Origin of the sequence: Sphingomonas sp. VDB2, from assembly GCF_047946695.1 — a bacterium.
GTDB classification, from domain to species: Bacteria; Pseudomonadota; Alphaproteobacteria; order Sphingomonadales; family Sphingomonadaceae; genus Sphingobium; species Sphingobium bisphenolicum.
The window spans coordinates 2,582,248-2,595,566 of the sequence record NZ_CP159615.1; the positions used below are offsets into that span (position 1 = coordinate 2,582,248).

At 64.8% G+C, this 13,319-nt stretch carries 12 protein-coding genes; 1 reads left to right on the top strand and 11 read right to left on the bottom strand.

Translation table 11 applies throughout. The features are described 5' to 3' along the window. Positions 1-135: 135 nt before the first annotated feature. The 9 genes from ABT375_RS12895 to ABT375_RS12935 all read right to left on the bottom strand — a co-directional run bounded on the left by ABT375_RS12895 (position 136) and on the right by ABT375_RS12935 (position 10,618). Positions 136-786 carry a LolA family protein gene (locus tag ABT375_RS12895; protein ID WP_416462832.1) on the bottom strand — a complete coding sequence of 217 codons (651 nt, stop codon included), beginning with the start codon at positions 784-786 and terminating at the stop codon, positions 136-138. Positions 787-1,208: 422 nt separating this feature from the next. Beyond that, entirely contained in the window at positions 1,209-3,533 is a 2,325-nt protein-coding gene (locus ABT375_RS12900; protein WP_224546596.1) for an FtsK/SpoIIIE family DNA translocase, read from the bottom strand. Between the two features lie 98 nt (positions 3,534-3,631). Next, positions 3,632-4,114, bottom strand: a complete 483-nt coding sequence (locus ABT375_RS12905) for a GNAT family N-acetyltransferase (RefSeq protein ID WP_416462834.1) — start codon at positions 4,112-4,114, stop codon at positions 3,632-3,634. Continuing rightward, entirely contained in the window at positions 4,111-4,974 is an 864-nt protein-coding gene (locus ABT375_RS12910; RefSeq protein WP_416464899.1) for a DMT family transporter, read from the bottom strand. The genes ABT375_RS12905 and ABT375_RS12910 overlap by 4 nt, the downstream gene beginning before the upstream one ends. A 52-nt stretch (positions 4,975-5,026) precedes the next feature. Then, positions 5,027-6,187 carry a flavodoxin-dependent (E)-4-hydroxy-3-methylbut-2-enyl-diphosphate synthase gene (ispG, locus tag ABT375_RS12915; RefSeq protein ID WP_416462836.1) on the bottom strand — a complete coding sequence of 387 codons (1,161 nt, stop codon included), beginning with the start codon at positions 6,185-6,187 and terminating at the stop codon, positions 5,027-5,029. 80 nt (positions 6,188-6,267) lie between these two features. After that, positions 6,268-7,572 carry an OmpP1/FadL family transporter gene (locus tag ABT375_RS12920; RefSeq protein ID WP_416462838.1) on the bottom strand — a complete coding sequence of 435 codons (1,305 nt, stop codon included), beginning with the start codon at positions 7,570-7,572 and terminating at the stop codon, positions 6,268-6,270. 423 nt (positions 7,573-7,995) lie between these two features. Beyond that, positions 7,996-9,372: a phosphoglucomutase/phosphomannomutase PgmG gene (gene pgmG, locus ABT375_RS12925; RefSeq protein ID WP_416462840.1), complete on the bottom strand. Its 1,377-nt coding sequence runs from the start codon at positions 9,370-9,372 to the stop codon at positions 7,996-7,998. After that, positions 9,369-9,812: a J domain-containing protein gene (locus ABT375_RS12930; RefSeq protein ID WP_224546601.1), complete on the bottom strand. Its 444-nt coding sequence runs from the start codon at positions 9,810-9,812 to the stop codon at positions 9,369-9,371. The genes pgmG and ABT375_RS12930 overlap by 4 nt, the downstream gene beginning before the upstream one ends. Next, positions 9,812-10,618, bottom strand: a complete 807-nt coding sequence (locus ABT375_RS12935) for a division plane positioning ATPase MipZ (protein WP_224546602.1) — start codon at positions 10,616-10,618, stop codon at positions 9,812-9,814. The genes ABT375_RS12930 and ABT375_RS12935 overlap by 1 nt, the downstream gene beginning before the upstream one ends. A 108-nt stretch (positions 10,619-10,726) precedes the next feature. Here ABT375_RS12935 and panC point away from each other — a divergent pair, with 108 nt between their 5' ends. Then, on the top strand, positions 10,727-11,572 hold the full coding sequence (gene panC, locus ABT375_RS12940; protein WP_416462842.1) for a pantoate--beta-alanine ligase: 846 nt from the start codon (positions 10,727-10,729) through the stop codon (positions 11,570-11,572). A 66-nt stretch (positions 11,573-11,638) separates the two neighbouring features. Here panC and ABT375_RS12945 read toward each other — a convergent pair whose 3' ends face one another. Both ABT375_RS12945 and hemE read right to left on the bottom strand, forming a co-directional pair. Then, positions 11,639-12,079: a CopD family protein gene (locus tag ABT375_RS12945; protein ID WP_261935824.1), complete on the bottom strand. Its 441-nt coding sequence runs from the start codon at positions 12,077-12,079 to the stop codon at positions 11,639-11,641. A gap of 54 nt (positions 12,080-12,133) precedes the next feature. Continuing rightward, the gene (gene hemE / locus ABT375_RS12950) at positions 12,134-13,180 is read right to left on the bottom strand and encodes a uroporphyrinogen decarboxylase (RefSeq protein ID WP_416462844.1); all 1,047 of its coding nucleotides are present in this window, start codon (positions 13,178-13,180) and stop codon (positions 12,134-12,136) included. Between the last annotated feature and the right edge of the window lie 139 nt (positions 13,181-13,319).

Here is a 13,319-nt window from a genome sequence, read left to right on the forward strand (position 1 = left end):
GGCGAGAGGGGGGACCGGGTAACAGGGGGGAAATCCCGGTTTGTCTCTCGCCTTGGGTCTTGATTAGCCGCCGCCATATGAGCGTCAGATGAACGAAGTCGGATGTTTTTCCATCCGTCCTGCAAGGCGCTCGGGTCAGCCGCCCGCCGACCGTCCCTTGGGCCGCGGATCGGTCCAGCGGAAGGCGGAATCGGCCACCGGCGCGCCATAGACATGGTTGCTCAGCCGCACCGCGGTGCGGTTGTTCTGCGAATCGAGCGCCACCCAACCGTAAAGCTGCAGGCCCGCTGGACCCGATGCGTTGCGTTTGAAGATCATGGTGATGGTGCCATATTCGGGCCGCTTGGGATCGCGCGCCTCTATGCTCAGGATCGACGGGTCGCCGGTAGGAACGACCTTGCCATATTTCGACAGATCCTTGTTCGGGTCGAGCAAGGCGCCCAGCGGCGAATTGCCGATCGGCCAGCGCTGCACCTGCCGCACTTCATAGTCGATCATGGTCAGCGCCTTGCCGTCGCCCACGATCAGCAGCGGCACGCCCTTTTGATATTGGAAGCGGATCTTGCCTGGCTGCTTCAGGGTCAGCTTGCCGGTCAGGGTCTGGCCGCTGCGGTCGGTCTGGGTGAAATCGGCGGTCAGGGTGGTGACGCCGCGGATATAGGCATGGACCTGGGTCAGGTCGGACGAGGCCTGCTGCGCGGCGACGGGCGCGGTCGGCACGACGACCGACAGGGCGGCCGGCGCGGCGGCAAGGGCCAGGATCAGGGGCGCAAGGCTGCGCTGCATGGCGTTCAACTCCGGTTGTTCAGGAATTTATGGGGTAGAAGGTCGGGCTTGAACCCGTTGTGAACCCGGCTGTTCCGAAATAGCAAGCTTTGGGCTTGATGGGGGAGAGCATCCGCAGACGGTCGCGACAGCTCGATCCCCCATGCTCCCGCCTCGCCCTGCCGGTCTGACCGGCGGCACCGCTCCAATTATGTTATCGGCGCGGCAGCAGCGGGATTCGCCTAGACCGATTCGCGAACAAAAAAAAGGGCCGATCCGAAGACCAGCCCGAAAAGTTTTAGGAGAGGATGCCTGAAAGGCCTGATCCTATTGCCCGGTCCCACTTGATGCTGCAAATGCGAAGGCCGCAGGAGCGATTGCACGATACGCAATCATAACCATTTTTGGTCGGATCAGAGCGGCCAGTGTCACAGAGGCCAGTGTCACAGAGGATTGCCATTTTCGTCGCGCAGCACTTCACGGCGGCCGACATGGTTGGGCGGGCCGACCAGCCCTTCCTCCTCCATCCGTTCGATCAGGCGCGCTGCCGAATTATAACCGACTCGCAATTGGCGTTGCAGCCAGCTGGTCGAGGCCTTCTGATTTTCGAAGACGAGCTGGCACGCCTTGCGGAACAGTTGCGCGTCGGGGCTGTCATCGCCCAGATCCACGCCGTCGAGCGCGAAGCTGCCCTCCTCCGGCTCCTCGGTGACGGCCTGGATATAGTCGGGCTGGCCCTGCGCGCGCCAATGATCGGCGACGACGCGCACTTCATCGTCCGAGACGAAGGGACCATGGACGCGGGTCAGACCCTTGCCGCCATGCATGTAGAGCATGTCGCCCTTGCCCAGCAGCTGTTCGGCGCCCTGTTCGCCCAATATGGTGCGGCTGTCGATCTTGCTGGTGACGAAGAAGCTGATGCGGGTCGGCAGGTTCGCCTTGATGACGCCGGTGATGACGTCGACCGAGGGACGCTGGGTCGCGAGGATCAGGTGGATGCCCGCGGCGCGCGCCTTCTGCGCCAGACGCTGGATCAGGAATTCGACTTCCTTGCCCGCCGTCATCATGAGGTCGGCCAGCTCGTCCACCACCACCACGATCTGCGGCAGCGGCTGGAAATCGAGCTGCTCCTCCTCATAGATCGGCTTGCCGGTTTCGGGGTCGTAGCCGGTCTGGACGCGGCGGCCGAGCGGCTTGCCCTTGGCCTTAGCCGCGCGGACCTTTTCGTTGTAATTGGCCAGGTTCCGGACGGAGATGGACGCCATCATGCGATAGCGGTCCTCCATCTGCTCCACCGCCCATTTGAGCGCGCGGATCGCCTTGGCCGGTTCGGTGACGACCGGGGAGAGCAGGTGCGGGATGTCGTCATAGGTCGACAGTTCCAGCATCTTGGGATCGATCATGATCAGGCGCAACTGGTCCGGCGTCATGCGGTAGAGCAGCGACAGGATCATGGCGTTGAGGCCGACGGATTTACCCGAACCGGTGGTGCCCGCGATCAGCAGATGCGGCATGGGCGCCAGGTCGGCGATGATCGGTTCGCCCGAGATATTCTTGCCCAGGATGATCGGCAGGGTCGCTTCCTGCATGAACTGTTCGCTGGTGATGAGTTCGCGGAAGGATACGCCCTCGCGATGGGCGTTGGGCAATTCGATGCCGATCACGGTGCGGCCGGGAATGGTCGCGACGCGGGCCGAGAGCGCCGACATGTTGCGGGCGATATCGTCCGCCAGCGCGATCACGCGGCTCGCCTTGATGCCGGGCGCGGGTTCCAGTTCATACATGGTGACGACCGGACCGGGGCGGACTTCGGTGATGTTGCCCTTCACATGGAAGTCGTCGAGCACCGATTCGAGCAGGCGGGCGTTGCGTTCCAGTGCGGCCTTGTCGATCTTGCCGCCCTGATTGGCGGGGATGGGGTTGAGCAGATCGGGCGACGGCAGCGAACTATGGCCGAACAGATCGTCCTGGCTGACCGGCGCCATCGCGCGCTGGACCGGCGCGGGCTTGGGCGACTGGATGGTGATCGGCGGCTTGGGTTCGTTCGATACCTGCTTGCGCGGGGTGATGACCCGCTCGGTCAATTCGTCCTCCGCATCCTCATCGACATCGACGGCCGAGGGACCGGCGAAGCCCAGCGTGGGGCGCGGCAAGTTGAGTTTGGGCAGCGAAGGGCGGCGCAGCGCGATGATCGGCTTTTCCAGCGCCAGGCTGCGATAGCTGGCGAACAGGCCCGCGATCAGTGCAACGACGATGAGGATGCCGGTGATCCAGGGCGCGGCGGCGGGCGCCTGCGCGGTCAGGCTGGCGATACCCTTGGCGACGACCAGGCCGATCACACCGCCCCAGCCCGCGGGCAGGCCGACCAGCGGCGCGCTCTGAAACAAAGCGAGTGCAATGCCGATCAGGACGATGCCGAACAGGCATTTGCCGAACTGCCCCTTCCACCCGCTCATATCCTGGTCGCCCCACATGCGGCGGGCGGTGACCGCCATCAGCGGCAGGATGAGGGCGACGGGCACGCCCAGCAGCCAGAGCAGGAAATCGGCGGCCCAGGCGCCGGGTGCCTGCATGATGTTGGCGACATGATCGCCCGCGACGGTGTTCATCGACGGGTCGCTCGGCGCATAGCTGAGCAGCGCCAGGGCCAGGAACAGCGTCGCCAGCATGAGCGTGATCGCGCCGATCAGCGCGCCGCTGCGAATGAGGCTGCGCTTCAACATCTCGCGCCATTCCGGCGTGCGTTTCACGGTGCGGCCGACGGCCATAATCCTGCTTGTCCCCCAAATGTTCCGTTTCGGCACAATGAACCCGAGGGCGAGTCCGCGTCAAGGGCACGGCGGATCGGCTCGTCCCGTGCGACCGATCAAAGCGCGGCGAGGGCCGTCAGCGTATCGCCGTCGACCCGCTGCACCGTCCATTCGTCCATCGGCGTCGCGCCGAGCGAGCGGTAGAAGGCGATGGAGGGTTCGTTCCAGTCAAGCACCGACCATTCGAGCCGGGCGCAGTCGCGCTCGATCGCCAGTCGCGCCAGACGGGCGAGCAACGCCTTGCCCGCGCCCAGGCCGCGGGCGTCCGGCAGGACGAACAGATCCTCCAGATAGAGGCCCGGCCGCGCCTCGAAGGTCGAGAAATTGTGGAAGAACAGGGCGAAGCCGACCGCCCGGCCTTCATGTTCGGCGATCAGCACCTCCGCCATCGGCCGCGGGCCGAACAAATAGCGGGCGAGCGTGGCGCGGTCCGCCTTCACCGCATGGGCGAGCCGTTCATAATCGGCCAGCGCCAGGATGAAGTCATGAATGGTGCCGATATCGTCGGCCTGCGCGTCGCGAATGATGATGTCGGTCATGCCGTTCCCGCTTCCACATGGGCGCCATCAGCCCCTTTGCTACGGGCGGCGATAAGGCAGCCGGCGACGATGAGCAATGCGCCGGCCACCGTGGTCAGGGTCAATCGCTCGCCAAACGCCAGCCAGCCCATCAGCGCCGCCCAGAGAAAGGCGCTATATTCGACCGGGATGAGCCGCTGCGCCTCCGCCCGCGCATAGGCCCAGGCGAGCGCAGCCAGCGAGGTGAAGGCGAGGCCGGCCGCAAGCAGCACCAGCGGAACAGCGGCGCGATCGGGCAGCGCACCCCATGCCGGAGCGCCCAGCACGAACACGCCCAGCATGACGACATGCTGGAAGAAGGCGACCTCGATCGGCGAGGCGCGCTGCGCCTGCTGCCGCTGGAGGATGAGATTCCAGGCGAAGAGCAAAGCGGAGAGCAGGACCGCGCCCGCGCCCAGCAGCGCATCGGCATCATAGCGCCCCTGCAATTTGCCCGACAGGATCACGCCCACGCCGACCAGTCCGAGCAGCGACGCCCCGATCGCCCGCCGCCCAACCGTCTCACCCAGCAGCAACGCGGCGAGATAGAGGGCGATCAGCGGCGCGATGAAGGAGAGCGCGATCGCTTCGGCGAGCGGCATCCGCATGAGCGCCCAGAAGAAGAGCGCCGCCATCAGCGCCACGACCGAGCCGCGCAGCAGGTGCAGGCGCAGCACGGCGCGGTCCGGCCAGCGCTGCCGGGTGAGCAGCATCAGCGCAAGGCCTAACAAGCTGCCCGCCGCGGCGCGCCAGAGCAGCGCATTATAGAGGCCGATGGAAAGGCTGAGCCCCTTCATCGCCGCGTCCATCACAGAGAATAGCGCGACGCCGATGCAGCACATGGCGAAGGGAATGGCGAACCCGCCGGGCGTGGGGCGCACCGCGTCGCTCCGCTTATTCCGCCGCCTCCGCCTTGCCCGCATCGGTCATGTCGGATTCGGCGTTGGCCGCCTCGATTTCCGCCGCCTTGGCTTCGACCAGACGGACGATATGGTCGACCATGCCCTCGTCCTGCACGGTGTGATCGGTGATCCCCGACAGATAGACCATATGCTTGCCCGCGCCGCCGCCGGTCAGCCCGATGTCGGTCTCGCGCGCTTCGCCCGGACCGTTGACGACGCAGCCAAGCACCGAGAGCGAGAGCGGCGTGTGGATATGCTGGAGCCGTTCCTCCAGCGCCTGGACGGTGCGGATGACGTCGAAACCCTGGCGCGCGCAACTGGGGCAGGAGATGACCTTCACCCCGCGGGTGCGGATGCCGAGCGATTTGAGGATTTCATAGCCGACGCGTACTTCCTCCTCCGGTTCGGCGGAGAGCGAAACGCGGATCGTGTCACCGACGCCGGCCCAGAGCAGGTTGCCGATGCCGATCGCGCTTTTCACCGTGCCGCCGATCAGGCCGCCGGCCTCGGTGATGCCTAGATGCAGTGGGCAATCGACCGCGTCGGCGAGCTGCATATAGGCGGCTACGGCGAGGAACACGTCGCTGGCCTTCACCGCGACCTTATATGCGTGGAAATCCTGGTCCTGCAGCAGCTTGATATGGTCGAGCGCGGATTCGACCAGTGCTTCTGGGCATGGCTCGCCATATTTTTCGAGCAGATCCTTCTCCAGCGACCCGGCGTTGACGCCGATGCGGATGGAGCAGCCATTGGCCTTGGCTGCGTCGACCACCTCCTTCACCCGCTTTTCCGACCCGATATTGCCCGGATTGATGCGCAGGCAGGCGGCGCCCGCATCGGCCGCTTCCAGCGCCCGCTTATAGTGGAAATGGATGTCGGCGACGATCGGCACGCGCGCGGCGCGGACGATCTGCTTGAGCGCGGCCGTCAATTCCTCATCGGGGCAGGAGACGCGGATGATGTCGACGCCCGCCTCCTCGCAACGGCGGATCTGGTCGATCGTCGCCTTGACGTCATGGGTCAGCGTGTTCGTCATGGTCTGGACCGTGACAGGCGCGCCGCCGCCGACCGGGACATTGCCGACCATGATCTGGCGCGACTGCCGCCGCGCTATGTCGCGCCAGGGGCGCAGGCCGGGATTATGATCGGACATGAAAAAGGGGCTCCGTAAGCTACGAAGCCCCTATAGGGATTTTCGGTGACGGTTAGAAGCGCCCCCTGAAAATCAGGCCGTCAGAAGCGCAGCGTCGCGGAAGCCGCAACCTGGTCCGCATTGCCGCTGGTCTGCGCCAGCGTGGTGGCGGTGACGGTCGCGGGCGACGGGAAATAGCTGTCGGGCCGGATGATGTTCGCCTTTTCCACGAAGGTGTGCGCGTAGCTCAGATTCAGCGCGAAGGCGTCCGACATGTTCCAGGTTGCGCCACCGGTCAGCCAGACGCGGTCGCCATCGGGGACGCGGGTGGTCAGATGCTGCGGATTGGTGGGCGAACGGTCGAACATGGTGCCGGCGCGCACGGTGAAGGCCGGGCTGACATCATATTCGCCGCCGACGCTGACCGAATAGCTGTCCTTATAATCCAGTTCCTTGTTGGTGGTGCCGGCGGCCGAGGTGACGGCGATGCCCTTGAAGCGCGACCAGTTATACCATTTGCCGGTGACCATCGCGCGCAGTTGCGGCGTCAGCTTGTGCATCATGGAGACGGTGACGATGTCGGGCAGTTCCAGCGGGGCGGTGGCGGCGAATGCGCCGTTGCCTGCCGCGACCGGCCCGACCAGACCGGATACGGTCTGGGTGCCGGCCAGCTTGTGGCTGACGCCCGAGCGATAATGGACGCCCCAATTGGTGTCGCCGGTGGTGTAGAAGAGGCCGGCGTTCCAGCCCACCGACCAGTCGTCGCCCTTGAGCTGGGCAAAGCCGTCGGTGGTGACGAGGGGCGAGAGCTGCGGCAGCGCGTTGGTCAGCGTCGCCTTCACATATTGCACGTCGACGCCGCCGCCGACCGAGAGATTGTCGGTCAGCTTGTAGGCAGCCGAGGGCTGGATATTATAGGTTTTGAGGTCGGTGTAGAGCGAGTCATAGCGGCCGAAGAAGCCGTCATCATATTCCAGCTTCAGGCCGAAGGGAGCGTTGACGCCAAGGCCGACCCAGAGCCGTTCGCTGACCTGCGCACTGGCGTAGAAGCTGGGAATGGGGATGACGCTTTCGAACGGATTGCCGCCATCATTGCCGCCGACCGGGACCGACAGGGACGAGCCGGGGATGCTGCGACGGGTGCCGCGGTTGGTCTGGTGCGCCGACGCCATCAGCGCGACGCCGCCGACCGAGGTCTGGATGCCCGACAACTGCGTCATCGCTGCCGGATTGAAATAGATGGTGGACGGATCGTCGCCAGCCGCCGCGCCGCCGGACAGCGCGCGCCCCGTTTCCTTGGGCGACTGTTCCTGCAGATAGAAGCCGCCGGCAAAAGCCGGAGCCGTCGACGCCAGCATGGCGCCGGTCAGGAGAAGAGCAGGAAAAAAGCGACCGCGAAGCAACATGGCAGATCCTCTACTGGACTTGATATTGGCCTTGATCGTGGGCGTTCGAACGCTCGACCGGCCGTTTGGACCCAGCCCGATTATCAGGATTGTGGTTAAATTCCAGTGAGCGGATCGCCCGATTCGTCGCATTTCCGCGCCCGCGGATCCGTCGGGACGACAGGACGCTACGGCAACAGGGCCGGAGAGCGGACGATGCGAGACGAAAAAAAAGCCGCCCCGAAGGACGGCCTTGAAGTTTTAGGAGAGGATGCCTGAAAGGCGGGTTCCTTTTGCGGTGCAGCGCATATTGTCGCAAATGCGAAACATGGTAGGACGATTGCGTTTTCTGCAATCGTTATCTGTTGACACGCTTTCCGTAAGGGAAAGTGGCAGAAAAAAACTGATAGCGATACCAAATTATAGGGTGTCGATAGGCGTTTTTCAGGCTGATACCACCCGGATGACACCCGAATCGGCCAGTTGCGCATCCATTTGCGCGATCAGTCGCGCCAGTCCGGCCTCGTCGGCTGATTCGGCGCGCGCCACCAGCGCAGCCTCGGTATTGGATGCCCGCAGTAGCCACCAGCCATCGTCGGTGCGGACCCGCACGCCGTCGATGGCGCAGGTATCGGCGCCTGCGGCTTGAAGGCGCGCAAGGATATCGGCCACCACCGCGAACTTGCGCGATTCCGCCACAGGGAAGCGCCATTCCGGCGTGATGACGCTGGTCGGCATCCCATCGTGCAACGCGCTCAGGCTCCGCCCCAGCGATCCCACGGCGCGGATCAGGCGGACGGCGGCGTAGAGGCCGTCGTCATAGCCGGGATACTCGTCGGCGAAAAACAGATGGCCGGTGGTTTCGCCACCCAACGGGCTGCCAATCTGCTTCATTCTGGACTTGATATGGCTGTGACCGGTCTTCCACATGTCGGGCCGTCCGCCCAGCGCGGCGATGCGGTCGAACAGGGTCTGGCTGGCCTTCACATCCGCCACGACCGGCGCGCCCGGCCGCTTTTCCAATATGATCTGCGCGAAGAGTCCGAGCAACTGGTCGCCCGCGATTGTCCGGCCCAGCCCGTCGATCACGCCGATCCGGTCGCCATCACCATCGAAAGCCACGCCGAAATCGAGCTGTTTGGCAAGGACGAGCGCGCGCAGATCGGCCAGATTCCGCTCCTGGGAAGGATCGGGATGATGATGGGGAAAATGGCCGTCTATATCGGTGAAGAGCAGATGATGCTCACCGGGCAGGAGCTGCGCCAGTTTCTCCACCACCGGCCCGGCGGCGCCATTGCCCGCGTCCCAGCCGATGCGAAGCGCCGGGCCGTCAAAACCCTGCATCATGCGCGCAACATAGGCATCCATGACATCGACCGTTTCGACATGCCCCGCGCCGCTTTCCCAGTCGCCCGCCGCCGCCAGGGCGCCCAGCCGCTGAATATCGTCGCCGAAAAAGGGCGCGTGACGGTGGACCAGCTTGAAGCCATTCTGGTCGCCGGGATTATGGCTGCCGGTTATCTGGATGCCGCCATCCACATCGCTCGCCATTTCGGCATGATATAGCATCGGCGTCGGGCCAAGGCCGATGCGCCGCACGCCGATGCCGGTCGCGGTCAATCCCGCGACCAGTGCCTTTTCCAGCATCGGCGAACTGAGTCGCCCGTCATAGCCGACCGCGATATGCCGTCCGCCGGCGCGGGCGACGATCGTGCCGAAGCTGCGGCCCAGCGCCCAGGCGTCGGCGACATGCAGCGTGTCACCCACCCTGCCGCGCAGATCATAGTCGCGCAGCAGCATCGGGTCGAAACGATGGGTCAAAGCGGGGTCTGGTCATCGAGCAGCAGGTCGCGCGCGGCATTGATCTGGGCGGCAAGCGCTTCGGTGCCCCCTTTGTCGGGGTGGACCGAGGCGATCAGGCGGCGATGGGCGGCGCGGATCGTGGGCGCGTCGGCATCGGGACCAACGCCCAGCAGGGCGCGCGCTTTCGCGACGTCAGCATCCGCCTGCGGGGGTGAGGCGGGCGCTGCGGGGCGTTTGCGCACCTTCACCTTCGCCTTGGCGTTGCCCTGCTTCGCGAAGAAGAGCGCCGCGCCGATCAACAGGGGCGCGCCGATCACCGGCTTGCCCTTGGCCGCGAGCACCGCGCCCACCAAAGCAGCGCCCAGCGCCATGCCATCCTTAGCCGTCATGCGTTGCAGCTTTCCCGTCCAGATCAGCCAGATCGCCACGGCGGCCAGCGCAAGAGCGAACATGCCCATCAGGCCGCGCCGAGCAGATCCACAGACGTCATGCCATCGCGCGTCGGCAGGGCGAGCCCCGCCACCATCTCGCGCAATTCCTGGCGCGCGGCGATATGGCTGACCCCCAGTTCGCCCAGATGCCCCTTGTCGAGCAAGGTCAGGCCCGAGGGAAAGAGTTCGCGGAAGATGACGCGTTCCGACAGGCCGGGAATGACGCGGAAGCCGACGCGGCGGGACAATTCCATCAGCGCGTCGCCCACGCGCTTCTTGTTGCGCGCGTCATGATGCTGGACACGGTTGCGCAGCACCACCCAGTCGATCGCGACGCCGTCGACCTTTGCCCGCGTCTTGCGCGCTTCGAAGATGAGTTCGGAATAGAAGGACAGGCGACGGACCTTGAAGGTTTCCGGGTCGACCTGGCCGATCAGGTCGAAATCGACGAAACTGTCGTTCATCGGCGTGACCAGCGTGTTGGCGTGGGGCGCGAGATGCCGGGCATAGATATCGTCGCGGCCGGGCGTGTCCACGACCAGGAAATCCTTGTCCGCCGCCAGCGTGACGACCTGATCATCCAGCGCGGCGATGCTGTCGCCGGTGAATACAGCGAAATCGGGCGTGGGCAGGTCGATGCTGCGGCGGCGCGCGGTATCGAGGCGATTTTCCATATAGCGGGTGACGGTGCGCTGGCGCGGATCGAGGTCGATCATGCCGACGCGATGCCCCAACGCGCTCAAGGCGATGGCGGTGTGGACCGCCGTGGTCGACTTGCCGGTGCCGCCCTTTTCATTGGCGAAGACGATGAGATGCGGCTGCGGATTGCCCATTGACCCCAGATAACCCCGTTGATTGTCGCAATGTTTGTTGACGGTCGCGCCGACACGAGCCTAGCAGGACACCCCTATCCTGTCGCCCTTATCGGAGCCGTTCCTTCCGTGCAAACGCTGCGTGACCTGCCCGCCCTTCGTGCCGCCGTCGATGCGCTGAAAAGCGATGGAAAACCGCTGGTCCTGGTGCCTACCATGGGCGCGCTGCATGACGGGCATATGGCGTTGGTGGAGGAAGCGCGGCGGCACGGGCGGCATGTCGTCGTATCGATCTTCGTCAATCCCCGACAGTTCGGCCCGAACGAGGATCTCGACGCCTATCCACGGCGCGAGGCGAAAGATGCGCAGTTGCTGGCCGCGGCCGGCGTCGACATCTTGTGGATGCCCACCGTCGATGTGATGTACCCGGCCGGCTATGCCACCAATATCGGCGTGTCGGGGGTCAGCGAGGGGCTGGACGGCGCGGCGCGGCCGGGCCATTTCGATGGTGTGTCCACCGTCGTCGCCAAGCTGTTCAACCAGGTGCGGCCCGATGTCGCGATTTTCGGCGAGAAGGATTATCAGCAACTGGCGGTGATCCGGCGGATGGTGATCGACCTCGATCTGGGAATCGAGATTGTCGGGATGCCGACCCAGCGGGCCGAGGATGGCCTCGCCCTCTCCTCCCGCAATGCCTATCTCAGCGAAGATGAGCGCAAGGCGGCGCTGGCCCTGCCCCGCGCGCTGGGCGAGGCGAAGCGACAGATCGAGAGGGGCGAACCGGTCGATGGCGCGCTGGCCAAGGCGATCGCGACGCTGGCGGCGCATGGCTTCGATCCGATCGACTATGTGACGCTGTGCGACGCGGCGACGCTGGAACCGATGGCCGTGCTGGACCGCACGGCGCGGCTGCTGGGCGCAGCGAAGCTGGGCAAGACCCGGCTGATCGACAATATCGCGGTCGATCCGGCTTAACTTCGCACTTCCCGCTTATACCGCCTTCAGCGGCGGTCCCCCTCCCCAGACAGCTTTGGGGAGGATTTAGAAGGGCTTCACGATCACCGCGATGACGATCACCGCGGCGGCGATGCCGGGGATTTCGTTCATCATGCGCAACTGCTTGTCGCTGAGCGGACGCTGGCCCCGCGCCAGCTTCTTGGCATAGCCCGCAATCCAGCCATGATAGCCCGACAGGCCGAGGACGAAGAGCAGTTTCAGGTGGAACCAGCCGAAATGCCAGGCGCCGATTTCCACCATCAGCATCAGCCCGAACAGCCAGACCAGCACCAGCGACGGGTTGAGGATGATCTTGAGCAACCGTCCCTCGCGCTCGATCCATCTTTTGTCCTCGGGCGAGCCTGGCGCGGTTTCCTGATGATAGACGAAGAAGCGCGGCATCATGAACAGACCCGCCATCAGGAAGATGACGAAGATGACATGGGCGGCCTTCACCCAGAGATAGGCGGCGCCGAGATAGGCCATCAGGCGTAAACTCCCTTAATCGATGTCACGTCAGACGGCTCGCAAATCGCAACATCAAGATCTTCGCACATAGCTAATGAGCGCTTCGACATGCGCAATGGGCGTGTCGGGCAAAATGCCATGACCCAGGTTCATGATATGCGGCCGGTCGGCGAAGGCGGCGCGGATCCTGTCGACCGCTTCCTCCACCGCGCGGCCGCCCGCGATCAGCGCCAGCGGATCGAGATTGCCCTGCACCGGCATGCCTTGCGGCAGCGCCGCGTTGGCCCAGTGCGGATCGATGGTTTCGTCGACGCCGACCGCATCGACCCCGGTCTGGGCGGCATAATCGGCCAGTTTCGCGCCGGCGCCCTTGGGGAAACCGATGATAGGAATATCGGGGTGCAGCGCCTTGAGCTGCGCAACGATGCGCTTGTTCGGCTCGATCACCCAGCGCTGGAATTGCGCGGGCGACAGGCTGCCGGCCCAGCTGTCGAACAGTTGCACCGCTTCCACGCCCGCGTCGATCTGGCCGGAGAGATAGACGACGGTTGCGTCAATGATCGCGTCGATCAGCGCGGCGAAGCGATCGGGTTCCTTATAAGCCATGCGGCGGGCGAGGCCATGATCCTTGCTGCCCTGCCCCGCCACCATGTAGGTTGCGACGGTCCAGGGACTGCCCGCAAAGCCCAGGAAAGTGACCGCAGGGTCCAGCGCCGCCTTCACCTGCCGCACCGTCTCGTAGACCGCCTCGAAGCGGCTATAATCGGGCGTCAGTGCGGACAGGTCGGTTTCGGCAAGGATCGGGGCGAGACGCGGGCCTTCGCCAGCCTCGAACCAGAGATCCTGGCCCATGGCATAGGGTACGATCAAAATGTCGGAAAAGAGGATCGCGCCGTCGAAGCCGAAGCGGCGCAGGGGCTGGAGCGTTACCTCCGCCGCGGCCGGGCTGTCATAAACCAGTTCCAGGAACCCGCCCTTATCCGCCCGCAGCGCGCGATATTCGGGGAGATAGCGGCCGGCCTGGCGCATCAGCCACATTGGCGGGACGGCGGGACGCTCGCCCCTGAGAACGGCCATGAGCGGTTTGGCGGGACGGTCGCTCGGCGCGTCGGGGCTCATCTATAGTCTCTCTTATTATTAAGATTCAAAAAGGATGATGGAGATAGTAGGGCGGTTGGCAGCGGGGTTTATGCGTTGCGCCCGGATTTGCCAACAGCTTGACTCAGGGACGCCGCGCTTTGCCGTCCGAGTCACCATG

Bases quoted from the DNA above. Each gene is read 5' to 3' on its own strand.
- ABT375_RS12945 (WP_261935824.1), bottom strand. From the start codon at position 12,079: ATGGCCTATCTCGGCGCCGCCTATCTCTGGGTGAAGGCCGCCCATGTC.
- ABT375_RS12920 (WP_416462838.1), bottom strand. From the start codon at position 7,572: ATGTTGCTTCGCGGTCGCTTTTTTCCTGCTCTTCTCCTGACCGGCGCC.
- ABT375_RS12930 (WP_224546601.1), bottom strand. From the start codon at position 9,812: ATGGGCATGTTCGCTCTTGCGCTGGCCGCCGTGGCGATCTGGCTGATC.
- ispG (WP_416462836.1), bottom strand. From the start codon at position 6,187: ATGTCCGATCATAATCCCGGCCTGCGCCCCTGGCGCGACATAGCGCGG.
- ABT375_RS12905 (WP_416462834.1), bottom strand. From the start codon at position 4,114: ATGACCGACATCATCATTCGCGACGCGCAGGCCGACGATATCGGCACC.
- ABT375_RS12910 (WP_416464899.1), bottom strand. From the start codon at position 4,974: ATGTGCTGCATCGGCGTCGCGCTATTCTCTGTGATGGACGCGGCGATG.
- ABT375_RS12935 (WP_224546602.1), bottom strand. From the start codon at position 10,618: ATGGGCAATCCGCAGCCGCATCTCATCGTCTTCGCCAATGAAAAGGGC.
- ABT375_RS12900 (WP_224546596.1), bottom strand. From the start codon at position 3,533: ATGGCCGTCGGCCGCACCGTGAAACGCACGCCGGAATGGCGCGAGATG.
- hemE (WP_416462844.1), bottom strand. From the start codon at position 13,180: ATGAGCCCCGACGCGCCGAGCGACCGTCCCGCCAAACCGCTCATGGCC.
- ABT375_RS12895 (WP_416462832.1), bottom strand. From the start codon at position 786: ATGCAGCGCAGCCTTGCGCCCCTGATCCTGGCCCTTGCCGCCGCGCCG.